Annotated in this window: 22 protein-coding genes and 1 tRNA gene; 10 read left to right on the top strand and 13 right to left on the bottom strand. The window is 72.7% G+C overall.

Annotated features, from left to right (window positions below):
* The first annotated feature begins 38 nt into the window (after positions 1-38).
* Positions 39-476 (top strand): phage holin family protein, encoded by a 438-nt coding sequence (locus BLU42_RS19085; RefSeq protein WP_091078231.1) that lies wholly within the window; start codon positions 39-41, stop codon positions 474-476.
* 85 nt (positions 477-561) lie between these two features.
* Here BLU42_RS19085 and BLU42_RS19080 read toward each other — a convergent pair whose 3' ends face one another.
* The 5 genes from BLU42_RS19080 to nth all read right to left on the bottom strand — a co-directional run bounded on the left by BLU42_RS19080 (position 562) and on the right by nth (position 5,133).
* Positions 562-2,310 carry an alpha-glucosidase gene (locus BLU42_RS19080; protein WP_091078228.1) on the bottom strand — a complete coding sequence of 583 codons (1,749 nt, stop codon included), beginning with the start codon at positions 2,308-2,310 and terminating at the stop codon, positions 562-564.
* 67 nt (positions 2,311-2,377) lie between these two features.
* Entirely contained in the window at positions 2,378-3,091 is a 714-nt protein-coding gene (locus BLU42_RS19075) for an HD domain-containing protein (RefSeq protein ID WP_091078225.1), read from the bottom strand.
* Entirely contained in the window at positions 3,081-3,794 is a 714-nt protein-coding gene (locus tag BLU42_RS19070; RefSeq protein WP_231918312.1) for an NUDIX hydrolase, read from the bottom strand. The genes BLU42_RS19075 and BLU42_RS19070 overlap by 11 nt, the downstream gene beginning before the upstream one ends.
* Entirely contained in the window at positions 3,791-4,435 is a 645-nt protein-coding gene (locus BLU42_RS19065; RefSeq protein WP_091078221.1) for a TlpA family protein disulfide reductase, read from the bottom strand. Before BLU42_RS19065 ends, BLU42_RS19070 begins: the two co-directional genes overlap by 4 nt.
* Positions 4,432-5,133, bottom strand: a complete 702-nt coding sequence (gene nth / locus BLU42_RS19060; protein ID WP_091078217.1) for an endonuclease III — start codon at positions 5,131-5,133, stop codon at positions 4,432-4,434. The genes BLU42_RS19065 and nth overlap by 4 nt, the downstream gene beginning before the upstream one ends.
* A gap of 167 nt (positions 5,134-5,300) precedes the next feature.
* Between nth and BLU42_RS19055 the strand changes: the two genes are divergently transcribed.
* Positions 5,301-5,978 carry a Crp/Fnr family transcriptional regulator gene (locus BLU42_RS19055; RefSeq protein ID WP_091078214.1) on the top strand — a complete coding sequence of 226 codons (678 nt, stop codon included), beginning with the start codon at positions 5,301-5,303 and terminating at the stop codon, positions 5,976-5,978.
* Positions 5,979-5,992: 14 nt separating this feature from the next.
* On the opposite strand, the gene BLU42_RS19050 is transcribed toward BLU42_RS19055, so the two are convergent.
* The 6 genes from BLU42_RS19050 to BLU42_RS19025 all read right to left on the bottom strand — a co-directional run bounded on the left by BLU42_RS19050 (position 5,993) and on the right by BLU42_RS19025 (position 10,908).
* Positions 5,993-6,991, bottom strand: a complete 999-nt coding sequence (locus tag BLU42_RS19050; protein WP_197680520.1) for an Rv2578c family radical SAM protein — start codon at positions 6,989-6,991, stop codon at positions 5,993-5,995.
* Between the two features lie 181 nt (positions 6,992-7,172).
* The gene (locus tag BLU42_RS19045; RefSeq protein ID WP_091078210.1) at positions 7,173-8,630 is read right to left on the bottom strand and encodes a S1C family serine protease; all 1,458 of its coding nucleotides are present in this window, start codon (positions 8,628-8,630) and stop codon (positions 7,173-7,175) included.
* 45 nt (positions 8,631-8,675) lie between these two features.
* Positions 8,676-9,503: an MBL fold metallo-hydrolase gene (locus BLU42_RS19040; RefSeq protein WP_091078207.1), complete on the bottom strand. Its 828-nt coding sequence runs from the start codon at positions 9,501-9,503 to the stop codon at positions 8,676-8,678.
* 10 nt (positions 9,504-9,513) lie between these two features.
* Positions 9,514-10,221 carry an NUDIX hydrolase gene (locus tag BLU42_RS19035; protein ID WP_091078203.1) on the bottom strand — a complete coding sequence of 236 codons (708 nt, stop codon included), beginning with the start codon at positions 10,219-10,221 and terminating at the stop codon, positions 9,514-9,516.
* Between the two features lie 11 nt (positions 10,222-10,232).
* Positions 10,233-10,745 carry a RidA family protein gene (locus BLU42_RS19030; protein WP_091078200.1) on the bottom strand — a complete coding sequence of 171 codons (513 nt, stop codon included), beginning with the start codon at positions 10,743-10,745 and terminating at the stop codon, positions 10,233-10,235.
* Between the two features lie 4 nt (positions 10,746-10,749).
* On the bottom strand, positions 10,750-10,908 hold the full coding sequence (locus BLU42_RS19025; RefSeq protein ID WP_091078196.1) for a DUF4177 domain-containing protein: 159 nt from the start codon (positions 10,906-10,908) through the stop codon (positions 10,750-10,752).
* Positions 10,909-11,037: 129 nt separating this feature from the next.
* Between BLU42_RS19025 and npdG the strand changes: the two genes are divergently transcribed.
* The 3 genes from npdG to BLU42_RS19010 are packed head-to-tail and all read left to right on the top strand — an operon-like array spanning position 11,038 to position 13,843.
* Positions 11,038-11,694 (top strand): NADPH-dependent F420 reductase, encoded by a 657-nt coding sequence (gene npdG / locus BLU42_RS19020; protein ID WP_231918308.1) that lies wholly within the window; start codon positions 11,038-11,040, stop codon positions 11,692-11,694.
* Positions 11,691-12,653, top strand: coding sequence for an ArsA family ATPase (locus BLU42_RS19015; RefSeq protein WP_091078193.1), 963 nt, complete (start codon positions 11,691-11,693; stop codon positions 12,651-12,653). The genes npdG and BLU42_RS19015 overlap by 4 nt, the downstream gene beginning before the upstream one ends.
* Positions 12,650-13,843: an ArsA family ATPase gene (locus BLU42_RS19010; protein WP_091078190.1), complete on the top strand. Its 1,194-nt coding sequence runs from the start codon at positions 12,650-12,652 to the stop codon at positions 13,841-13,843. Before BLU42_RS19015 ends, BLU42_RS19010 begins: the two co-directional genes overlap by 4 nt.
* A 442-nt stretch (positions 13,844-14,285) precedes the next feature.
* Here BLU42_RS19010 and BLU42_RS19005 read toward each other — a convergent pair whose 3' ends face one another.
* Complete coding sequence (locus tag BLU42_RS19005) at positions 14,286-14,573, bottom strand: WhiB family transcriptional regulator (protein ID WP_091078187.1); 288 nt, start codon at positions 14,571-14,573, stop codon at positions 14,286-14,288.
* A gap of 297 nt (positions 14,574-14,870) precedes the next feature.
* Here BLU42_RS19005 and BLU42_RS19000 point away from each other — a divergent pair, with 297 nt between their 5' ends.
* Positions 14,871-17,333 (top strand): transglycosylase domain-containing protein, encoded by a 2,463-nt coding sequence (locus BLU42_RS19000; protein WP_091078184.1) that lies wholly within the window; start codon positions 14,871-14,873, stop codon positions 17,331-17,333.
* Between the two features lie 73 nt (positions 17,334-17,406).
* Here BLU42_RS19000 and BLU42_RS18995 read toward each other — a convergent pair whose 3' ends face one another.
* Positions 17,407-17,880, bottom strand: a complete 474-nt coding sequence (locus tag BLU42_RS18995; RefSeq protein WP_091078180.1) for a GatB/YqeY domain-containing protein — start codon at positions 17,878-17,880, stop codon at positions 17,407-17,409.
* Between the two features lie 95 nt (positions 17,881-17,975).
* Here BLU42_RS18995 and BLU42_RS18990 point away from each other — a divergent pair, with 95 nt between their 5' ends.
* From BLU42_RS18990 to BLU42_RS18970, 4 genes are all read left to right on the top strand, one after another.
* A complete protein-coding gene (locus BLU42_RS18990; protein WP_091078178.1) occupies positions 17,976-18,935 on the top strand; it encodes a metallophosphoesterase in 960 nt (319 codons plus the stop codon).
* A 33-nt stretch (positions 18,936-18,968) separates the two neighbouring features.
* Positions 18,969-19,042, top strand: a tRNA-Pro gene (locus BLU42_RS18985).
* 453 nt (positions 19,043-19,495) lie between these two features.
* Positions 19,496-20,962: an MFS transporter gene (locus BLU42_RS18975; protein ID WP_091078173.1), complete on the top strand. Its 1,467-nt coding sequence runs from the start codon at positions 19,496-19,498 to the stop codon at positions 20,960-20,962.
* A 13-nt stretch (positions 20,963-20,975) separates the two neighbouring features.
* A complete protein-coding gene (locus BLU42_RS18970; RefSeq protein ID WP_091078170.1) occupies positions 20,976-21,578 on the top strand; it encodes a universal stress protein in 603 nt (200 codons plus the stop codon).
* Positions 21,579-21,581: the final 3 nt, after the last annotated feature.

Below are 21,581 nucleotides of genomic sequence, written 5' to 3'. Positions count from 1 at the left end.
GCCCAACCACTAGGCTCGCGACCGACGAAGGGAGCAGCATGGCTGATCAGGGAGTGGGCGACATCGTCCGCGCCATCAGTGGCGACGTCAAGGAGCTGGTGCGCGACGAGGTCCAGCTGGCGAAGACGGAGCTCGCACCGGCGGCCAAGGCGGGGGGCATCGGGGCCGGTCTGCTCGCGGGCGCGGCCTTCTTCGGGGTCTCGGCCGTCTTCATCCTCTACTTCTGCGTGGTCTACGTCCTCGTGCGCCTCGGGCTGCCCGAGTGGGCCTCGTTCCTCATCGTCGGCGGCGCGCTCCTGCTCCTCGCGGGCCTGCTGGGCGCGGTCGGCTACACGATGATCAAGAAGGTCAAGCCGCCGCAGCGCTCGATCAAGCAGGCGAAGGAGACCGTCGACGCGATCAAGACGTCGGCGCAGCAGACCCTCGCCGCGATCAAGGGCAGCAAGGACGGCACCAAGGCGATCGCCCGCAAGTAGGGCGATCGCCCCTGGGCGTCCAGCACGCACGAAGGGGACCCGCGCGCCGCTGCGCGTGGGGCCCCTTCGTCGTCTGGCGCCTGGCTCAGACCAGGAACATCCGCGACTCCCACGGCGCGAGCTCGGCGCCACGGCGGTCGCCGTGCGTCGCCAGCAGCAGCTGAGCGGCGTCGAGCGCCGGCAGCGAACCCTCCGCCACCGTCGCCGGAGCCGAGGAGCAGTTCGCGACGAGCAGCAGCGTCTGCTCGCCCAGCGTCCGGCGCACGACCCAGAGCTGCGGGTCGTCGCCGAGCAGCAGCTCGAAACGCCCCTCGGCCAGCACCGGCTGCTCGTGGCGCAGCTCGATCAGCCGCCGCACGTGGTGGAACACCGAGGCCGGGTCCTGCCGCTCCGCACGAGCGTTGACCACGACGTAGTTCGGGTTGACCGAGAGCCACGGCACGCCCTGGGTGAAGCCGGCCTGGTGCGTGTCGTCCCACTGCATCGGCGTGCGCGCGTTGTCGCGGCTGCGCACGGCGAGGCCCGCCATGATCTCCTCCGCCGCGACGCCCAGCGAGGTCGCCTGCGCGTGGTAGTTCAGCGACTCCACGTCGGCGTAGGAGGAGATGTCGACGAACTGCGTGTTCGTCATCCCCAGCTCGTCGCCCTGGTAGACGTACGGCGTCCCGCGGTGCGCGTGCAGGACGCTGGCCAGCGTCTTGGCCGAGGCCACGCGGTGCTCGGGCGAGTCGTCGCCGAACCGCGACACCGCGCGCGGCTGGTCGTGGTTGTCCCAGTAGAGCGAGTTCCAGCCGACGTCGGCGAGGCCGACCTGCCAGCTCTCGAGGTTGCGCTTGAGCGCGACGAGGTCGAGCGGCACCGGGTCGAACTTGTTGCCGCTGGGGCCGACGTCGACGTTCATGTGCTCGAAGGTGAAGACCATGTTCAGCATCCCGGCGCCCGGGTCGGTGATGGCGCGGGCGTCCTCGATCGTCGAGCCGGGCATCTCCCCCACGGTGAGCAGGCGGTGGCGGTCCAGCCCGACCGCCTCGTTCATCTCGCGCAGGAACTCCTGCAGCCGCGGCCCGTGCGCCACCTCCGCGCCGGGGAAGGCGTACGCGTGCCCCGCCTCGGGCTCGAGGTCGCGCAGCTCGACCGGCTTGGAGATGAGGTTGATGACGTCCATGCGGAAGCCGTCGACGCCGCGGTCGACCCACCAGCGCATCATCGCGTAGACGGCCTGGCGGACCTCCGGGTTCTCCCAGTTGAGGTCGGGCTGCTTGCGGGTGAAGAGGTGCAGGTAGTACTCGCCGCTGGCCTCGTCGTACTGCCAGGCCGAGGGTGAGAAGAAGCTCGACCAGTTCGTCGGCTCCGCGCCGGGGGTGCCGGGCTCGTGGCCCTCGAGGGCAGGGCGCCACCAGTACCAGTCGCGCTTGGCCGACCCGGGACGGCGGGACTCCTCGAACCAGGCGTGCTCGTCGCTGGTGTGGTTGACCACGAGGTCCATGACGATCTTGATGCCGCGGGCGTGGGCCTGCTCCAGCAGCTCGTCCATGTCCTCGAGCGAGCCGAACAGCGGGTCGATCCGCTGGTAGTCGGAGATGTCGTAGCCGTTGTCGTCCATCGGCGAGGCGTAGACCGGCGAGAGCCACACGACGTCGACCCCGAGCTCGGAGAGGTGGTCGAGGTGGTCGATGATCCCGCGCAGGTCGCCCGTGCCGTCGCCGTTGCTGTCGGCGAAGCTACGGGGGTAGATCTGGTAGACGACGGCGTCGCGCCACCAGCCCTCGGCCCGCTCGACCCCCGTCCCTGCGCTGGTCCCGGTCGAGGTCGTCGGTGTCGTCGAGGCCGTCATGGGGCCAGCCTGCCACGACGCCCGGGCGGCCCGCCGACCCCGTCGCCGGCCCCGGGGAGCCCCCGGCTCAGGCCTCCCGCGCGGCCTTCGGCGGCTCCACGCCGAGCCGTTCGGACAGCTCGAGGACCTCGGTGCGCAGGTTCGTCCGGGCCCGCCCGGCGAGCTGCTTGCCCTTGCCCGTGCGGAACAGCTCACGCTCCAGCAGCGGTGTCAGCACCGCGAGCCGGCCGGCGAAGAACGCCTCGTCGCCGACGGCCGCGTGCTCCTCACGGACGTCGGCGACGTACGCGGCGTACTCCTCCGGCGTGCCGCCCAGCACGGCCAGGTCGGCGTCGCAGAGCAGGTCGCCCTCCGGGTCGCGGGTGCCGGGCAGGTGGTCGGCGGTCAGGCGTACGAGCCGGGCGACCTGCGTCAGGTCCTCCTGCTCGAAGCCGGCCCGGCTCAGCTCGCGCAGGGCGAGGCGCGCCGAAGACTCCTCGTTGGTGAGCTCGCGCTCGGGGACGTCGTAGACGGCGTCGTGGAACCAGGCGCCCAGCCGGACGAGGAAGAGGTCCTGGTCGCCGGCGAAGGCGTCGACGTGGCGCAGCACCGCCAGCAGGTGGCGGGTGTCGTGGTAGCGACGGTGCGGCTCGCGGTAGCGCTCGACGAGCGCCTGGCCGAGCTCGGCCTGGTGCGGCAGCACAGCGTGCCAGCGCTCCTCCAGCTCCGCGCGGTCGGCGTCGCTGATCGGCCGCGGGGTGCGGTCGGCGCGCGTCGGGGTCGGGGTGGATTCAGTGGACATCGGGTCCTCCGTCGTCTCGGGCCAGGCTCGTGGCCCGGCGGTCGCTCAGGTAGCGGTCGGGGATCTCCACCTCGCGCGCCGCGTCCCACGGCCGGCTCCAGCCGGCGAGGTCGAGGACGGCGTCGAGCAGGTGGGCGGTCAGCCCCCACACGAGGTGGTCGGCCACGGCGAAGGCCGGGCCGCGGTAGCCCAGCGGGTGCACCGCGGTGGCCCGGCGGGCCGGGTCCACGAGGTCGGCGACGGGCACCCTCAGCACGGAGGCGACCTCGGCGGGGTCGCCCGGGGCGGCCGCGTGCGGCGTGCGCCACCAGGCCACGACCGTCGTCACGTCGAAGCCGCTCACGCGCACGTGCGCGGGCGGCAGCAGGCCGAGCACTTCGACGCCCTCCCGCAGCACGCCGCACTCCTCGTACGCCTCCCGCAGCGCGGTGTCGGTGAGGTCGACGTCCTCGGGGTCGGCACCCCCGCCGGGGAAGGCGATCTGGCCGGGGTGCGAGCGCAGGGTCAGCGCGCGCTCGACCAGCAGCACCTCGGGCCCCGCCGGCCCCTCGCCGAAGAGCGCGAGGACGGCGGACTGGCGCGCACCCTGCGCGGGCCGGAGGGCGTCGACCCAGGTCCGGTCCTCGCGGTGCAGCTCGTCGCGGAGGCGCGCGACCCAGGCGGGCATCCCGGGCTCGGCGCCCGTCTGCGACGCGGCGCTCACGGGGCGACGCCCAGGTACTGACGGCTCAGGTCGTCGAGCTGCGCCGACGAGGTGAACGGGCCCGCGTGCCGGCCGGCGACCGTGCCGTCCTCGCGCACGAAGAAGGTCTGCGGCAGGGCCATCACCTGGAGGCGGGTGCGGAAGGCGAGGTCGGCGTCGTACAGCTGGGGATAGGTCCAGCCGGCCGAACCGGCGGACTCCACGGCGGCCTCGGGCACGTCGGGGTAGTCGACGCCGAGGACCCTGACCGCGCTCGAGCGCCCGGCCTCCGCCAGGAAGGGGGCCTCCGCCCGGCAGGGGCCGCACCACGACCCCCAGACGTTGACCAGCATCGGGCCGCGTAGCCCGGAGAGCGTCACGGGACGTCCGCCGCCCAGGCACTCCACGGTGACCTCGGGCAGCCCGTCCTCGACCGGCGCGGCCCCGCTCGTCGGGCAGTCCGGGATCCCGGCTGCGCGCTTGGCGGTGGCCAGGTCGACGTTCGGCGCCGGGTCGGCGTCGGCCGGGGCCTGCACCGCCCCGCCGCCGGAGGCCGAGCCGCTCGCGGCGGGACCGCGGACCACGCTCGGCGTCTCGGTGCACCCGGCGAGCACGAGCGCGGCGAGCAGCGCCAGCGCCGCCGCGCGTGCCCGCGCCGTCATCCGCGCGGCTCGCGGACGAGCTTGGCGGCCTTGGTCGGGTCGGTCTCGCCCTCCCCGTACGAGGGGCAGAGCCGCGCGACCGGGCACGCGCCGCACGCGGGGTTGCGGGCGTGGCAGCGCCGGCGGCCGTGCCAGATCACGTGGTGGCACAGCATGACCCAGTCCTTCTTGGGGAAGAGCGCGCCGACCTGGGCCTCGACGAGGTCCGGGTCGGTGTCGCTCGTCCAGCCGAAGCGGCGCGAGAGCCGACCGAAGTGGGTGTCGACGGTGATGCCGGGGACTCCGAACGCGTTGCCCAGCACGACGTTCGCGGTCTTGCGGCCGACGCCCGGCAGGGTCACGAGCTCGCGCAGCGTCGTCGGCACCTCGCCGTCGAAGCGCTCCACGAGCTGGGCGCCGAGCTTGAGCAGGGTGTCGGTCTTGGCGCGGAAGAACCCGGTCGGGGTGATCAGCACCTCGAGCTCGGCGCGGTCCGCGCCCGCGTACGCCGCCGCGTCGGGATAGCGGGCGAAGAGCGTCGGGGTGATCGTGTTGACCCGCTTGTCCGTGCTCTGCGCGGACAGGATCGTGGCCACCAGCAGCTCGAGCGGCGTGGTGAAGTCGAGCTCGACGTGCGCGTCGGGATAGGTGCCCGCGAGGGTCCTGTCGATGGCGCGGGCTCGGCGGACCAGGGCGGTCCGGCTGTCGCTCGGGCTCACCGCGCCACCCTACGTCCGAGTCCCGTTCCTGCGACCTCTCGTCCTCGGCTGGGGATCCGCCGCTAACGTGAGGGGGCTGCCCGACCTCGGGCGGTCCCGTCCTCCTCGATGCTGCGCGACGACGGTAGGTTGTTGTTCACTGTGACGAGGGATACAGGAGGGCGCCGGTGGATCCCGAGGTGTTGACCAAGGCTCCTCTCTTCGCGGAGCTCGACGAGGCCAGCGCCGCGGCACTCGAGCAGGCCATGGGCTCGCTGCGCCTGACCAAGGGCCAGATCCTCTTCCGCGAGGGCGAGACCGAGGACCGGCTGTACGTCGTCGTCGCCGGCAAGATCAAGCTCGGCCGCAGCGGTTCGGCGGGCCGGGAGAACCTGCTCGCCGTGCTCGGCCCCGGCCAGATGTTCGGTGAGCTGTCGGTGTTCGACCCGGGCCCGCGCTCGAGCACGGCGACCGCCGTGACCGCCGCCGAGGTCCGCGTGCTCGAGCACGACGAGCTCATGGCCTGGCTCAGCGACCACCCCGAGGTGGCACGGAGCCTGCTCGGCCAGCTCGCCGCCCGGCTGCGCCGCGCGAACGACGTCGTCGCCGACCTCGTCTTCTCCGACGTGCCCGGGCGGGTGGCCAAGCAGCTGCTCGAGCTCGCCCGCCGTTTCGGCGACCGCAAGGACGACGGCGTGCACGTCCACCACGACCTGACCCAGGAGGAGCTGGCCCAGCTCGTCGGGGCGTCGCGGGAGACGGTGAACAAAGCCCTGGCCGACTTCGCCGCCCGCGGCTGGATCCGGCTCGAGCCGCGCTCGGTCACCCTGCTCGACGTCGAGCGCGTGGAGCGCCGCGCGCGCTAGCCCCATGCGGAGGTTCAACCAGTACGGCGGACCTGCGAGGGCCGGCGCCAGCCGGTCGCCCGGTCGAGGCCGTGGCGCCGCAGCACCGGCCGGACGCGCTCGGCGAGGTCGGACGCGTACGACTTGAGCACGTAGGACCCGCCGCGGTAGAGCTCCGCGTACGGCTCCGCCAGCTCGGGGTGCTCGCGGCCGAGCCAGCGCAGGAACCACTCCCGGGCCCCGGGCCGCAGGTGCAGCGCCATCACCGACGCCGACGTGGCGCCCGCCTCGGCGACCGCGCCGACCACGCGCTCGAGGTCCTCGTCGGAGTCCGTCAGGTGCGGCAGGACGGGCGCGACCAGCACCTGGCAGGGCAGGCCGGCCGCGCGGATGCTGCGGACCAGCTCGAGCCGCGCCCGCGGCGACGGGGTGCCCGGCTCGAGGGTCGCGTGGAGGTCCTCGTCGAGGACGGCGAGGGAGACGCCGAGCGTCACCGGCACGCGCTCCCCCGCCCGGGCCAGCAGCGGCAGGTCCCGGCGCAGCGTGGTGCCCTTGGTCAGGACCGAGAACGGCGTCCCCGACCCCGCGAACGCCTCGATGATCCCCGGCATCAGCCGGTAGCGGCCCTCGGCCCGCTGGTAGGGGTCGGTGTTGGTGCCGAGGGCGACGGGTTCGCGGCCCCAGGAGGGCCGCCCCAGCTCGCGGGCGAGGACCTCGGCGACGTTGACCTTGACGACGATCTCGGAGTCGAAGTCCACGCCGGTGTCGAGGTCGAGGTAGGAGTGCGTCCTGCGGGCGAAGCAGTAGACGCAGGCGTGCGTACAGCCCCTGTAGGGGTTGACCGTCCAGTCGAACGGGCTGTCCGAGCTCGCCGGCACGTGGTTGAGCGCCGAGCGGGCCATCACCTCGTGGAACGTGACCCCGGCGAACTCCGGCGTCCGGACGGTGCGCACCAGGCCGGGCATCTCCTCCAGGCCCGGCAGCGCGTCGGGGTCGGAGACCACCCCGCTCACCGACTGACCAGCCCATCGCACCCGACTATCAGATCACACGTTCGAATAGGACGCCAGACCCGACGGGGTCGATGACCACCGCCGGGTCGCGCGCCGGTGCCTGGACGACCGGAGGAGCAGGACATGCTTCTCGTCCTGCGAGGGAGGGAGGAAGGCGCCGGGTCGGAGCGCGAGCCGCGTCCGAGCGGAGCGAGGACAGAAGTTAGGCGCTGCCGAGCTTGACGTCCACGGTCTGCGGGGCGCCGCCGTCGCGGACGTAGGTGACGGTCACCGTCGTGCCCGGCGCGTAGTAGCGGGTCGCAGCGATGAGGCCGTCCGGCGTCGTGGTGTGGAAGTCGTCGACCTTGGTGACCGTGTCGCCCTCGCGCAGCCCGGCCGCCGCGGCCGCGCCGTTCGCGGTGACGCTCTGCAGCGGGACGCCGGTGGCCGTCGAGATGCCGTTGTCCGCACCGCCGACCGTCACCCCGAGGGCCGCGTTCACCGACTTGCCGTTGGCGATGAGCTCGCTGGCGACGCGGACGGCGACGTCGGAGGGGATGGCGAAGCCGATGCCGATGTTGCCGGACTGGCTGCCCTGCGAGCCGGAGCTCGTGCTCGCGATGGAGGAGTTGATGCCGACCACCGAGCCGTTCAGGTCGACGAGCGGGCCGCCGGAGTTGCCGGGGTTGATCGCGGCGTCGGTCTGCACGGCGAGGTAGACCGCGTCGTTGTCGTCGCCGGAACGGACCGGCCGCGCCGTGTTGGAGACGATGCCGCTGGTCACGGACTCCGCCAGCCCGAGGGGGGCGCCGGCGGCGACCACGGCCTGGCCGACCTTGATCGAGTCGGACTTGGCGAAGACCGCGGGCTTGAGGTCCGAGACGCCGTCGACCTTGATCACCGCGAGGTCGTTCGTCCCCGAGGTGCCGACCACGGTGGCGGGCGCCGTACGGCCGTCGGGGAAGGTGACGGTGACGCTCGAGCGCCCCGAGCCGGCGGCCGCGGAGACGACGTGGTCGTTGGTGAGGATGTGGCCCTCGGTGTCGAGCACGACGCCGCTGCCGATGTCGCCGCTGCTGCCGGCCTGCACCGTGATGGTCACGACCGACGGGTCGATCTTGGCCGCCGCGGCGCTCACCGTGCCGTCGAGGACCGGGCTGTTGGCGGCCGGGACCGTGGTCACGCTGATCGGCGAGGTCGCCCCGGTCGAGCCGCCGAGCGTCGCGTACGAGCCGATGCCCGCCCCGGCGCCGACGACCGCGGCCAGCGCGGCTGCGGCGATCAGGCCACCGCGGCGGCGCTTCGGGCGCTCGAGCACCGTGGTCGCGGCCGGCTGCGCGTAGGCCTGGGCGCCGTACTGCTGGCCCCCGTACGCGCCGGTCCCGTAGGACGGGGTGGTGCCGTAGCCGCCGTACGCGGCGCTCCCCCAGCGCTGGCCGCCCTGCTGAGGTCCCTGCTGACCCGCGGCCTGCGGGGCGCCGTGCTGCTGCGCGTCCCAGCCCGACGGGTGCGAGCCGCCCCAGCCACCATTCGCGGGCGGCGGGTAGCCGCCCGTGCCCTGGCTGTCCTGCTCCGACGAGGAGAAGGGGAACCAGGGCTGGTCCGCCTCGGACCGGCCGTAGCCGGAGGGGGTGCCCGAGGGGTTGCTGTCGCCGCTGCCGCGCTGGTCTTCCGAGGTCATGCGACTACGGTGCGCCCCGCTTCTGTGTGCTTGCTGTGCGTGGACCTAGGGCTCGCGATGAGCGGCCAGGTGGTCGAGCTGGGCGCGGGCCGACTGGAGCGCCGCGCGCTCGAGCGGCGTCCCGAGCACCTCGGGGTAGACCGCCCGCACGACGTCCTCCGGGCTCGACGCGCCGGCCGCCACGGCCCCGCGGACCTGGGCGAGGCGCTCCTGCCGGTGCCGGCGGTAGCCCTCCAGCACCCCGCGAGGGTCGGCGACCACCGGACCGTGCCCGGGCAGGACGCGCGCGACGGCCCGCGTGGCGACCACGTCGAGCAGGCGGTCGAGCGAGGCCAGGTAGGCACCGAGGTCGCCGTCCGGGTGCGTGATGACGGTGCTGCCGAAGCCGAGCACCGTGTCGCCGGTCAGCAGGTCGACCTGCTCGCCCTGGCCGGCGGGGCCGTCCTCCCCCTGGTGGGTGAGCAGCAGGCTCACCGAGTCGTCGGTGTGACCGGGCGTGGCGAGCACCTCGACCCGGGCGCCCGACACCTCGAGCACCGCGCCGTCGGGCAGCCCGTCCTCCCCGACCCGCCAGGCCGGGTCGACGGCGCGGACGCCGCAGCCCGCCAGCCCGGCGAACCGCGCCGCGCCCGCCACGTGGTCGAGGTGCCGGTGGGTCACGAGGACCGCGGACACCCGCCCGCCGGCCACCTCGAGCACGCGGCGCAGGTGCTCCTCGTCGTCGGGCCCGGGGTCGACGACGAGGACGGGGCCGGGCTCGGGGCGACCGAGCACCCAGGTGTTCGTGCCGCCGAGGGTCATCGGGCCCGGGTTCGGCGCCAGCACCCCGGCGACCGCCGGCGCCAGCCGCTCGACGCGCTGGTGGGTGTTCATCGGACCTCCGTCATGCGAGCACCTCGTACGCGAACCGCCACCCGCCCTCGTGCGGCACGACCCGGGGCAGCACCGTCTCGACCCGGCGTCCCGCGCCCGCGCGCAGCAGCGTCGCCACGTCCGGCGCGGCGGTCAGCTCGGCCAGGATCGACCACGTCGGCGGCATGAGCACCAGGTCGCCGGCCCCGCGGTCGGCCAGGGCCTGCCGGACCGGGGTCCAGGCGGCGCGGACCGTCTCGCCCGAGACGTCGCGGGCCTCCTGGCCCCCGGGCAGCGCGGCGAGGTAGAAGGTCGTGTCGTAGCGGCGGGGCTCGGTCGCCGGCGTGACCCAGCGCGCCCACGGCACCAGGGCGTCCGCCTCGAGCCGCACGGTCGTCTCCTCCGCGGTCTCGCGGAGCGCGCAGGCCAGCACCGGGTCCGCGGCCGCCGCAGAAGGCGAGACGTCGACCGCGTCGACGCCCCCGCCGGGGAAGACCGCGACCGAGGGGGCGAAGGGCATCCGCTCGTGCCGGTGCATCAGGTAGACCTCGACACCGCGGGCCGGGTCCATCCCCGGACGAGCTCCGTCGCGCAGCAGCACGACGCTGGCCGAGCGCCGCGGCTCCACCGGTCGCCTGCCGACGGCCATCGCCTCGGCCCGCGCGGCGACGGCCGCGGGCACCGGCGGGGCGAAGCCGTCGAGCACCTCGCTCGACCGCCTCGCCGGCACCGACCCCACCGCGCGGGTCCTCAGACCGGGACGACGCCCGGGCTGGTGCGGACCTCGGCGACGACCTCGACCTCGACCGGCGAGTCGAGCGGCAGCACCACGACGCCGACGGCGCTGCGCGCGTGCGCGCTGCCGAAGACCTCGCCGAAGAGCTCGCTCGCGCCGTTGGCCACGCCGGGCTGACCGGTGAAGTCCGGGGCGCTCGCCACGAAGACGACGACCTTGAGGATCCGGACGACCTGGTCGAGACCGCCGGCCTGCTCGGCGACCGCGGCCAGCGCGTTGAGGGCCGCGGTGCGGGCGTAGCCGTACGCCGACTCGGCGTCGACCGCGGAGCGCAGGCCGTCACCGACCACGCCGGTCGCCGGCAGCCGGCCCTCGACGAAGGGCAGCTGGCCGCTGGTCCAGACCGTCGAGCCCATCCGGACCGCCGGGACGTACGCGGCCACCGGCGGCGCGACCGCCGGCAGGGTCAGGCCGAGCGCCTCGAGCCTGGCGGTCGGCGAGCCCGGCCGGTCGGCGTCACTCGTCACGGGATCAGCCCGTCACGGGGCGCTTGAAGTACGCCACCAGGCTGTTGGGGTTGGGGCCCGGGACGACCTGCACGAGCTCCCAGCCCTCCGCCCCGAAGTTGTTCAGGATCTGCTGGGTCGCGTGCACGAGCAACGGCGCCGTCAGGTACTCCCACGTGGTCATGGCGGGAGCCTAGCGATCGGGGTGGACCGGCCGCCCCGTCGCCCGGACGGGCGGCATACGTCCGCTGGCTACCATCAAGACCATGACCTCTCGCGCCCGCCGCGCCTGCTCGCACGCCCGGACGAGCCGGTGAAGGTCGGGATCCTCGGCGGGACCGGCCCGCAGGGGCGCGGTCTGGGCCGCCGCTTCGCCATGGCGGGCCACGAGGTCCTGCTCGGCAGCCGCGACGCCGCCCGCGCCCAGGAGACGGCCGCGGGCCTCGCCGGGGCGGGACGGGTCACCGGCGTCGCGAACGCCGACGCCACCGACGCCGACGTGGTCGTCGTCGCCGTGCCGCACGAGGGCCACGCCGACCTGCTGACCTCGCTGGCCGGCGCCCTGGAGGGCAAGGTCGTCGTCGACTGCGTCAACCCGCTCGGCTTCGACAAGCAGGGACCGTTCCCGATCGAGGTCGCCGACGGGTCCGCCGCCCAGGAGGCCCAGCGCATCCTGACCGGCTCGACCGTCGTCGCCGCCTTCCACCACGTCAGCGCCGTGCTGCTCGACGACCCGGACGTCACCGACATCCCGGGCGACGTCCTGGTGCTCGGCGAGGACCGCGAGGTCGTGGGCCGGGTCATCGAGCTGGCGCAGTCGATCCCCGGCGCCCGCGGCGTCTACGCCGGCCGGCTGCGCCTCGCGCGCACGGTCGAGGCCTTCACCGCCAACCTCATCGCGGTCAACCGGCGCTACAAGACCCACGCGGGCATCGCGGTCACCGGCCTGCCCGCACAGGACGAGGCGTGACGGCGCCGCGCCACACGCTGCACGTCGTCAGCGGCAAGGGCGGCACGGGGAAGACGACGGTCGCCGCAGGGCTGGCCTGCGCGCTCGCGACCCGCGGGCGCCGGGTGCTGCTCTGCGAGGTCGAGGGCCGCCAGGGCCTGGCCGAGCTCTTCGGGGTCCCGCCGCTGGAGGGCGACGAGGAGCGTCGCCTGACGCGTACGCCGGCCGGCGGCACCGTCTTCGGGCTGTCGATCGACGCCGAGGACGCGCTGCGCGAGTACCTCGAGACCTTCTACCACCTGGGTCTCGCCGGCCGCGCGCTCGACCGCTTCGGCGTGATCGACTTCGTCACCTCGATCGCCCCGGGCCTGCGCGACGTGCTGCTCACCGGCAAGGTCTACGAGGCGGTCCGCCGCGGGGAGAAGGGGCTGCCGACCGCGTACGACGCCGTCGTCCTCGACGCCCCGCCCACCGGCCGCATCGGGCAGTTCCTCAACATCCACGACGCCGTCTCCGGCATCGCCAAGGTCGGCCCGATCCGTGCGCAGGCCGACTCCGTCGCCGCGCTGCTGCGGGCGCGCACGACGATCACTCACCTGGTGACGCTGCTCGAGGACATGCCCGTGAGCGAGACCGAGGAGGCCGTCGCGGCGCTGCAGCCCTCGGGCACCCGGGTCGGCACGATCATCGAGAACATGGTCAACCCCTCCCCCTTCGAGCCGGCGGTCCTCGCCGACGTCGCGGCGGGCTCGGTCGACCTCGCGGTGCCCGGCTGGGACGACACCCACAACCGCGCGCTCGCGGCGGAGTTCGCCGTCGAGGCGTCACGCACCCTCGAGCAGCAGGTCCGCCACGACCGCCTGCTCCGCCTCGGGCTGCCGCTCGTCCAGGTCGACTTCGACCCGCTGGGCATCGATGCCGAGTCCCTGTTCGCGGTCGCCGAGCAGCTCACCGACCAGCTCGCCCTGGAGGCAGCGTGAGAGCCCAGACCCCCGGCCGCGCGCACGGCGCCCGACCGACCCCTGCAGCTCCCTTCCTCGACGTCGACACCCTGATCGGCGACCGCAGCATCGAGATCCTGATCTGCTGCGGTTCCGGGGGCGTCGGCAAGACGACGACCTCCGCGGCGATCGCGGTCCGCGCGGCCGAGGCCGGCCGTCGTGTCGTCGTGCTGACCATCGACCCGGCCCGCCGGCTCGCGCAGTCGCTGGGCCTCGGCGAGCTCGACAACACCCCCCGCCCGGTGCTCGGCGTCGACGACTCCGCCGGCGGCAGCCTCGACGCGATGATGCTCGACATGAAGCGGACCTTCGACGAGGTCGTGCTCACCCACTCGACCCCGGAGAAGGCCGAGCAGATCCTGGCGAACCCCTTCTACGAGGCGCTCTCGTCCTCCTTCTCGGGGACGCAGGAGTACATGGCCATGGAGCGGCTCGGCCAGCTCCACGCGCAGGCCGCCGCGGACGCGAGGGCCGGGCGTCCCGCCTGGGACCTGATCGTCGTCGACACCCCGCCGGCCCGCTCGGCGCTGGACTTCCTCGACGCCCCCGAGCACCTGAGCTCGCTGCTCGACGGGCGGTTCATCCGCCTGCTGCTCGCGCCGGCCAAGGGACCGCTACGCCTGATGGGCGTCGGCTTCACCCTGGTCTCGAACGCGATGAACAAGATCCTCGGCAGCCAGATCATCACCGACGTGCAGACCTTCGTGCGCGCGTGCGAGGCGATCTTCGGCGGGTTCCGTCAGCGGGCGGAGGAGACGTTCGCCCGGCTGAGCTCCGAGCACACGGTGTTCCTCGTGGTCGCGACCGCCCAGCGCGACGCGCTGCGGGAGGCCTCGTACTTCGTCGACCGCCTCACCGAGGAGCGCATGCCGCTCGGGGGCCTGGTCGTGAACCGCGTCCACGGCAGCGAGCTCGACGTCTCGGCCGAGCGTGCCGTGGCCCTCGCCGAGGACCTCGAGGAGGCCGGCCCGACCCGGCTCGAGGCCGAGGCCCTGCGCCGCCACGCCGACCTGATGCGCGTGGCCGAGGCCGAGGCCGTCCTGCTCGACCGCTTCGCGACGGCACGTCCGACCGTCCCGCAGACCCGCGTGCCGGCGCTCCCCAGCGACGTCACCGCCCTCGCCGACCTCCGCCAGGTCGGCGCCCTCCTCGCCGAGAAGGACGACTGAGCCTCACGCGTCGAGCGAGCTCAGCCGTCGTGGTCCGGGCTGAGCCGTAGGGCCCTTCGACAGGCTCAGGGGTCGTGGTCCCGCTCAGGGGTCGCCAGCCGGCTGAGCGTGGGGGCCCTTCGACAAGCGCAGGGAGCAACTGACGGAGCCGAGCGCGGAGGACCTGGCGCGCGTCAGCGCCCCGACGGCTCCGGGCCGAAGCCGCAGGCGGCAGCGCACGGACGTCGGGCAGCCCGACCGCGGCTGGCCGACGCCGAACCGCACCCTGAAGGGCGGCTCGACGAGCACGCCGCTGAGCGTGGATGGGTCTGGCGGGAGCCCGGGCACCACCGACCGCACGGGAACGCCGTACGAGACGGCGCCCGGGCGGATGGTTGCGAAGCGGCGTGCTCGTCGAGCCGTTCGGCACCCGAAGCGGGCACCGGGACGAGGACGAGAAGCGTCAGGCTGCGCGCTCGACCGAGCGCTGACCACCCATGAGGAGGTCGGCCCAGGAGGAGACGTCGGGGCGCTGGCGCAGCAGCTGACGGCGCTCGCGCTCGGTCATGCCGCCCCACACACCCCACTCGATGCGGTTGTCGAGGGCCTCGCTGAGGCAGTTCATGCGGACCGGGCAACCCATGCAGAGCTGGCGGACCCGCTTCTGCTCCGACGCCTCAGGAAACAGGGCGTCCTCCATGCCCCGGCACTTGGCGTCGATCGTCCAGTCGGCGTGCGTGATGACAGACATGCTGATTCTCCCCTTGGTTGTGGCTGCCGACCCGGGCTATCCCCGGCCCTGGTGGGTCGACTGGTGAATCGTACGATCACCGGATTCGTTACGCCACCATTTCTGGATTCGCGCTGAGAAACTGATGAGATCGTGATCTTTCCCTGACTTCGGTGGCACGCTGCCCCGCGGATTGGTCGGTCTCCGAAGGATTTCGGGGCAAGACCGCCGGCGGCGGACCGGGCGGGGTGTGCAACGATCCGGGGGTCGTCCGCGCGGGGTTGTGCCGCGCGGACCCTGCTCGCGTACCCTCAAGCGGTGCCAAGTCCTAAACGAGTCGGGAGCGTCGCCTACTCGCTGACGATGTTCGCCATCGTCAGCGTGCTCGCGGGCGTGCTGGTCGCCGGCCTCTTCGTCCCGTACGCGGGGCTGGCGGGGATGGGCAGCAAGGCTGCCGCCGACGAGCTGAACAGCCTGCCGACCGAGCTCGCGACGCCGACGCCGCCCACCCGCTCGACGGTCTACATGGCCGACGGCAAGGTGCTGGCCTACTTCTACGACGAGAACCGCATCCCGGTCGCGCTGAACAAGATCGCGCCGGTCATGCGGCAGGCGCAGCTGGCGATCGAGGACCACCGCTACTACGAGCACGGCGCCCTCGACGTCAAGGGCACCCTGCGCGCGCTGGTGCGCAACTCGACGAGCGACGTGGGCACGCAGGGCGGGTCGTCCATCACGCAGCAGTACGTGAAGATGGTCCAGATCGAGTCGTGCCAGAGCAAGGGCGCCTCGGACGCCAAGATCAAGAAGTGCGTCGAGGACGCCAAGGCGCCGACGATGGAGCGCAAGGTCCGCGAGCTGCGCTACGCGATCGCGCTGGAGAAGCGCCTCACCAAGGACCAGATCCTCTCCAACTACCTGAACATCGCCTACTACGGCGACGGGGCGTACGGGGTCGAGGCGGCGGCGAAGCACTACTACAACACCTCGGCCTCCAAGCTGAACCTCGGCCAGGCGGCCATGCTCGCCGGCCTCGTGCAGAACCCCGACGCCAACAACCCGATGAACAACCGCGCGGCCGCGCTCGACCGCCGCGACGTCGTGCTCAACCGGATGGGCGAGCTCGGGCTCGCGACGCCGGCGGAGATCAAGAAGGCCAAGCAGCAGGGCTTCGACACCAAGGCGGTCAAGTCGATCGTCCAGGGCTGCGTCGGGACGCGATACCCGTTCCTGTGCGACTACGTCCGCCGCACGCTCGAGCAGTCCCCCAGCCTCGGCGACAACGTCCGCGAGCGGAACACGATGCTCGACCGCGGTGGGCTGAAGATCTACACCGCCATCGACCCCAAGTCGCAGGACCTGGCGCAGAAGAAGGTCAGCGCCTTCGTCGGCGCCAAGGACCCGCTGATCTCGACCATGAACATGATCCAGCCCGGCACCGGCCTGATCGTGGCCTCGGCCCAGAGCCGCCCGGTCATGGGCTCGGACAAGAAGAAGGGCCAGACCTACTTCAACCTGTCGGCCCCGAGCGAGATGGGCGGCATCCAGGGCTACCAGGCAGGGTCGACCTTCAAGGCCTTCACCATGGCCGCAGCCTTGGAGAAGGGCATCCCGATCAGCAAGAAGTTCAACGCCAAGTCGCCCTACGACTTCACCGGCCGCACCTTCGACACCTGCGACGGTCGCGGCAAGGTCTACGACAAGTGGCGGGTCAAGAACTCGGTCGGCCACAGCAAGACCATCGGCATGACCGAGGCGGCCGAGTGGTCGGTGAACACCTACTTCGTCCAGCTCGAGCTGGCCACCGGCATGTGCGGTGTCACGAAGATGGCGGAGAAGACCGGGATCAAGGTCGGTCACCAGCTCGGCGCCAAGCCGATCAACATCGTCAAGGAGTACCAGGACAAGCCGTCGTTCACCCTCGGCACCGCTGAGGTGGCGCCGATGTCGGTGGCCGAGGCGTACGCGACCTTCGCCTCGGGCGGCATCCACTGCAGCCCGATCATCGTCTCCAAGATCGTCGACCGGAAGGGCAAGCAGCTCGACGCCCCCAGCGCGAACTGCAAGCGGGTCATGGACGAGGACGTGGCGGACGGCGTCAACAAGGTCCTCAAGTCGGTCATCTACAAGGGCACCGGCACCCGGGCCCTCGTGCGCGACGGGCGCGACCAGGCGGGCAAGACCGGCACGATCGACAGCGCTGAGGCAGTCTGGTTCGCGGGCTACACCCCGGAGATCGCCGGCGTCGCGATGATCTCGATCGACAACCAGAAGAAGCCGTTCATGAAGGGCAAGCCCGGCTTCCGCAGCCACGGCGTCACCGGCTACCGGGTGCCCTCGACCGGTCGCTACCTCGAGGGCTCCGGCTCGGGCGACTCCGGGCAGTACATCTGGAAGCCCGTCATGGAGCAGTACTTCAAGTCGGTCCCGCGCACGAAGTTCGAGGAGCCGGCGAGCCGGATCAAGACCGGCAAGAAGGTCACGGTCCCCTACGTCGGCAACCTGAGCATCGCGGCGGCGACGAAGAAGCTCGAGAAGGCCGGCTTCGACGTCTCCACGCAGTACGTCTACAGCAACCGGCCGAAGTACACCTTCCTCGGCTGGTCGCCGGGCGCCGGTGCCCGGGTGTCGGAGTTCAGCACGGTCTACAAGCTCGTGAGCAAGGGCAAGGACCCCGCCATCGCCCGGGCCAAGGCCGCCGCGGAGGCCAAGAAGAAGGCCGACGCGAAGAAGAAGGCCGAGGACAAGAAGAAGGACGACAAGAAGAAGGGCGACGGCTGACCCGTCCCCCTGGTACGGCAGAGGCCGGCTCCCCGCATGGGGAGCCGGCCTCTCGTGCGTCCGGGGCCAGGCGTCAGCCGGCGAGCTGGCGTCGCACCTCGGCGGCGACCGCGCCGCCGTCGGCACGGCCCTTGGTCTGCGGCGTCACGACGCCCATGACCTTGCCCATGCCCTTCATGCCGAGCTCGGCGGCGCCGGTCTGCTGGACCGCCGCGGTCACGACCGCGGCGATCTCCTCCGGCGTCATCGCCTGCGGGAGGTAGTCGGAGAGCACCTCGGCCTCGGCCTGCTCCTTCTCGGCGAGCTCGGGGCGGTCGGCGGCGGCGTACGCCTCGTGCGCCTCGCGCCGCTTGCGCGCCTCGCGCACGACGACGTCGAGCACCTGCTCGTCGGTCAGCGCGCGAGCCTCCTTGCCGGCGACCTCGGCCTCCTGGATGGCGGCCAGGACCATGCGGATGGTGCCGGAGCGCAGCTTGTCACGGCTGCGCATGGCGGCGGTCAGGTCGGTGCGGAGGCGCTCCTTGAGCGGGGTCGTCGTGTCGGGCATGGGGCCCAGTCTGGCAGCAGGCGGCCTGCACGCCGTACGGGTTTGCGCCCGTCCGGAGCGGCTCGACCGCCGGGCGCCACCTGTAGCCTGAGCGCGTGCCGACCCCTCCTCGATGGGCCCGCCGCGGGCTGCAGGGCCTGGGCGTCGCCGGGCTGGTCGGGGCCGGGACGCTCGCGTACGCCGGCCTGTACGAGGTCGACGCCTACCGCCTGCGCCGGTTCTCCGTGCCCGTGCTGCCGCCGGGGGCGCGCGACATCCGCGTCCTGCACGTCTCCGACATCCACATGACGCCGACGCGCACCCGGCGCCAGCGCTGGCTCAGCGAGCTGTCGGGCCTCGAGCCCGACCTGGTCGTCGATACCGGCGACAACCTCGCGCACCCCGACGCGGTGCCCTTCGTCCTGCAGAGCCTGGGCCGGCTGCTCGACGTGCCCGGCGTCTACGTCTGGGGCTCCAACGACTACTCGGCGCCGGTGCTCAAGAGCCCGCTGCGCTACCTCACCCACCGGGGTGCCCATGCGAAGGACCCCGAGCCCGCCCGCGCGCTCCCCTGGGTCGACCTCGGCGAGGCGTTCTCGCGCCGCGGCTGGACCGACCTCACCCACACCACCACCACGATCGAGGTGCAGGGCGTGCGGCTGGGGTTCCGCGGTACGGACGACGCGCACCTGCGCCGCGACCACTACGCCGAGGTCGCCGGGCCGGTGGACCGCGACGAGGTCGACGTGGCGATCGGCGTGACGCACGCGCCCTACCGACGGGTCATCGATGCGATGACCGCCGACGGCCTCGACCTCGTGCTGGCCGGGCACACGCACGGCGGGCAGGTGGCGATCCCCGGCTACGGCGCGCTGGTGACGAACTGCGACCTCGACACCGCGAGGGTCAAGGGCCTGTCGCAGAACACGGCCGGCGGCCGCACCGCCTGGATGCACGTCTCCGCCGGGCTGGGCACGTCCCCGTACTCCGCGGTGCGGTTCGCCTGCCCGCCGGAGGCGACGCTGCTGACGCTGACGTCCAGGCCCGCGGACGACGGGTCCGGACGACCGGCGTGATGGGCTAGACTCTGCGAGGCCCGCAGGGGCCCACGGGGTGTGGCGCAGCTTGGTAGCGCGCTTCGTTCGGGACGAAGAGGTCGCAGGTTCAAATCCTGTCACCCCGACCGTGAGCAGGACCGGAAGTCGTCGGCGCGCAGGCGCCGGCGGCCTCTCGTCGTACCTGGAGGACGACGGCCCTCAAACGTCCCAGCCACCGATCGGGCCGCGGACGTCCGTGCCCCCGCCCCGCTCGCGCTGGCGGGTCCCGCCGTCCCCACCGGGGAAGGTGGACCGCCGCTTCCCGCACCGCCGGCACGTCTCCCGGGTCCCCTGGGTCTCCCGGTCGTGCACGACCTGCCACCCGTGCCCGCGGACGAGGCAGACCAGCCGTCGCGCCACCCGTTCCATCGTGCGCCCCTCCCTCGGAGACCGTCCGCGCCGTGGTCAGAGCCTGCACCTGCTGCTCGGCCGCGACGCGGAGGACCCCCGCAGCCGCGCCCCCGTTAGGACGAGTAACTTCCCATCCCGACGCGGGCGATCAGGCGCGCACGTCGACGGCTGACGCGAAGGAGACGACGATGACGACGTCGGTGGAGGAACGACCGGTCAAGAGCCTCGTGCCGGTCCGCATGGACAAGATGCCGTGGTCACGGTTCCACTGGATGGTCATCTTCGGCCTGGGGACGGCGTGGATCCTCGACGGGCTGGAGATCCAGATCGTGGCCGCTGCGGGCTACGCCAAGGACCTCGACATGAACAGCACCGAGGTCGGTGCGACGGCGACGGTCTACCTGATCGGGCAGGTGGTCGGGGCGCTCTTCTTCGGGCGGCTGACCGACAAGCTCGGACGCAAGAAGCTCTTCATCATCACCCTCGCCGTCTACCTGCTCGGCTCCGGCATCGCCGGCTTCGCCCCGAACATGTGGTTCCTGTGGATCTTCCGCTTCGTGGCGGGTGCCGGGATCGGCGGCGAGTACTCGGCGATCAACTCCGCGATCGACGAGCTGATGCCGGGCAAGTACCGCGGCCGCGTCGACCTCGCCATCAACGGCACCTACTGGGCCGGCGCGGTGCTCGGCTCCCTCGGCAGCTCGTTCCTGCTCGACACCGACCGCTTCGCCGAGAACATCGGCTGGCGCATCGCCTTCTTCATCGGTCCGGTCCTGGGCCTGATCATCATCTTCCTGCGCCGTCACATCCCCGAGAGCCCGCGCTGGCTGGTCACCCACGGCCAGGGTGAGGAGGCCGAGCGGATCGTCTCCGGGATCGAGCAGTCGGTCCGCGAGAACGGCAAGGAGCCGCCGCACCTCGACGAGTCGCAGGCGTGGTGGATCAAGGCGCACGAGGGCGTGACCTTCCGCCAGCTGCGCTACGTGTTCCTCGAGCTCTACCCCACGCGCACCGTGCTGGGACTGACGCTGATGATCACGCAGTCCTTCCTCTACAACGCGATCTTCTTCACCTCGTCGCTGGTGCTGCAGAACTTCTACGGCAAGACGCCCGCCAGCGCCGCGCTGTACTTCTTCCCCTTCGCCATCGGCAACCTGCTCGGCCCGCTGATCCTCGGCCGGTTCTTCGACACGGTCGGGCGGCGCAAGATGATCGGCGGCTCGTACTCGATCGCGGCTGCCGTGCTCTTCGTCTCGTCGCTGCTCTTCCAGGCCGACCTGCTGTCCGCGGGCACCCACACCGCCCTGTGGTGCCTGTCCTTCTTCTTCGCCTCCGCGGGCGCCTCGGCCGGCTACCTGACGGTCTCGGAGATCTTCCCGCTCGAGGTGCGCGGGCAGGCGATCTCCTACTTCTTCTCGATCGCGCAGATCTTCGGCGCCGTCGGCCCGCTGATCTTCGGCGCGCTGATCGGCGAGGGGACCGACCGCGGCCCGCTGTTCTGGGGCTACGTCGGGGCGTCGATCATCATGCTGATCGGCGGTCTCGTGGCCTTCAAGTTCGGCGTCGACGCCGAGGGCAAGGCCCTGGAGGACATCGCCCCGCCGCTCAGCACGTACGACGAGAACGGCAACCAGCTCACCAAGCTGCCGGTCTGAGAGGGGTGCTGACATGACCGAGCCCGCCGAGGAGCAGGAGACGCAGACGGACGTCGTACGACGCCCGTACACCGTGGTCGTCGGGGTCAGCGGCACGTCCGGGTCCCCGACCGCGCTCGCCTGGGCGCGGGCCCAGGCGGACCACAACGACGGCCGGGTCGTGGCCGTCCGCGCCTGGCGCCCGAGCATCCCCCAGGCCACGCCGGCGGGCACGCCGGCGACGCGCATCACCCACGAGGCCGACGTGGAGCGCGAGGCCGAGGAGGCGCTCGCGGCCGACGTCGCGCGGACGCTCGGGCCCGACCACGGCGTCGAGCTGCGGCTGGTCAAGGGCGGTCGCTACCGGGTGCTGGCCAAGTCGGCGCGCGACGCCGACGTGCTGGTCATCGACGCGCCGCGGCAGCTCCTGACCGGGCCGATGTTCGCCCACCGGCTCGTCTACACCGTGCCCTGCCCGGTCGTGGTGATGCCGCCGCAGATCTCGGGCGAGCCGCAGACGTGGCTCACCCGGCTGGCGAGCGCGGTGGGCCGCAGCGTCGTCGCGGCGGCAGGCACCGCCGGGCGTCCGGGTGCTGGCATGCGCCGTCCGCCCGTGAGCACCTCGCCGCAGGAGTAGGTC

The sequence above is a fragment of the Microlunatus sagamiharensis genome, assembly GCF_900105785.1.
GTDB lineage: Bacteria > Actinomycetota > Actinomycetes > Propionibacteriales > Propionibacteriaceae > Microlunatus > Microlunatus sagamiharensis.
This window is presented reverse-complemented; position numbering and strand designations above follow the sequence as displayed.

Bases quoted from the DNA above. Each gene is read 5' to 3' on its own strand.
- BLU42_RS18970 (WP_091078170.1), top strand. From the start codon at position 20,976: ATGACCGAGCCCGCCGAGGAGCAGGAGACGCAGACGGACGTCGTACGA.
- BLU42_RS19045 (WP_091078210.1), bottom strand. From the start codon at position 8,630: ATGACCTCGGAAGACCAGCGCGGCAGCGGCGACAGCAACCCCTCGGGC.
- BLU42_RS19005 (WP_091078187.1), bottom strand. From the start codon at position 14,573: ATGTCTGTCATCACGCACGCCGACTGGACGATCGACGCCAAGTGCCGG.
- BLU42_RS19025 (WP_091078196.1), bottom strand. From the start codon at position 10,908: ATGACCACGTGGGAGTACCTGACGGCGCCGTTGCTCGTGCACGCGACC.
- BLU42_RS18975 (WP_091078173.1), top strand. From the start codon at position 19,496: ATGACGACGTCGGTGGAGGAACGACCGGTCAAGAGCCTCGTGCCGGTC.
- BLU42_RS19075 (WP_091078225.1), bottom strand. From the start codon at position 3,091: ATGTCCACTGAATCCACCCCGACCCCGACGCGCGCCGACCGCACCCCG.
- BLU42_RS19065 (WP_091078221.1), bottom strand. From the start codon at position 4,435: ATGACGGCGCGGGCACGCGCGGCGGCGCTGGCGCTGCTCGCCGCGCTC.
- BLU42_RS19040 (WP_091078207.1), bottom strand. From the start codon at position 9,503: ATGAACACCCACCAGCGCGTCGAGCGGCTGGCGCCGGCGGTCGCCGGG.
- BLU42_RS19080 (WP_091078228.1), bottom strand. From the start codon at position 2,310: ATGACGGCCTCGACGACACCGACGACCTCGACCGGGACCAGCGCAGGG.
- BLU42_RS19085 (WP_091078231.1), top strand. From the start codon at position 39: ATGGCTGATCAGGGAGTGGGCGACATCGTCCGCGCCATCAGTGGCGAC.
- BLU42_RS18995 (WP_091078180.1), bottom strand. From the start codon at position 17,880: ATGCCCGACACGACGACCCCGCTCAAGGAGCGCCTCCGCACCGACCTG.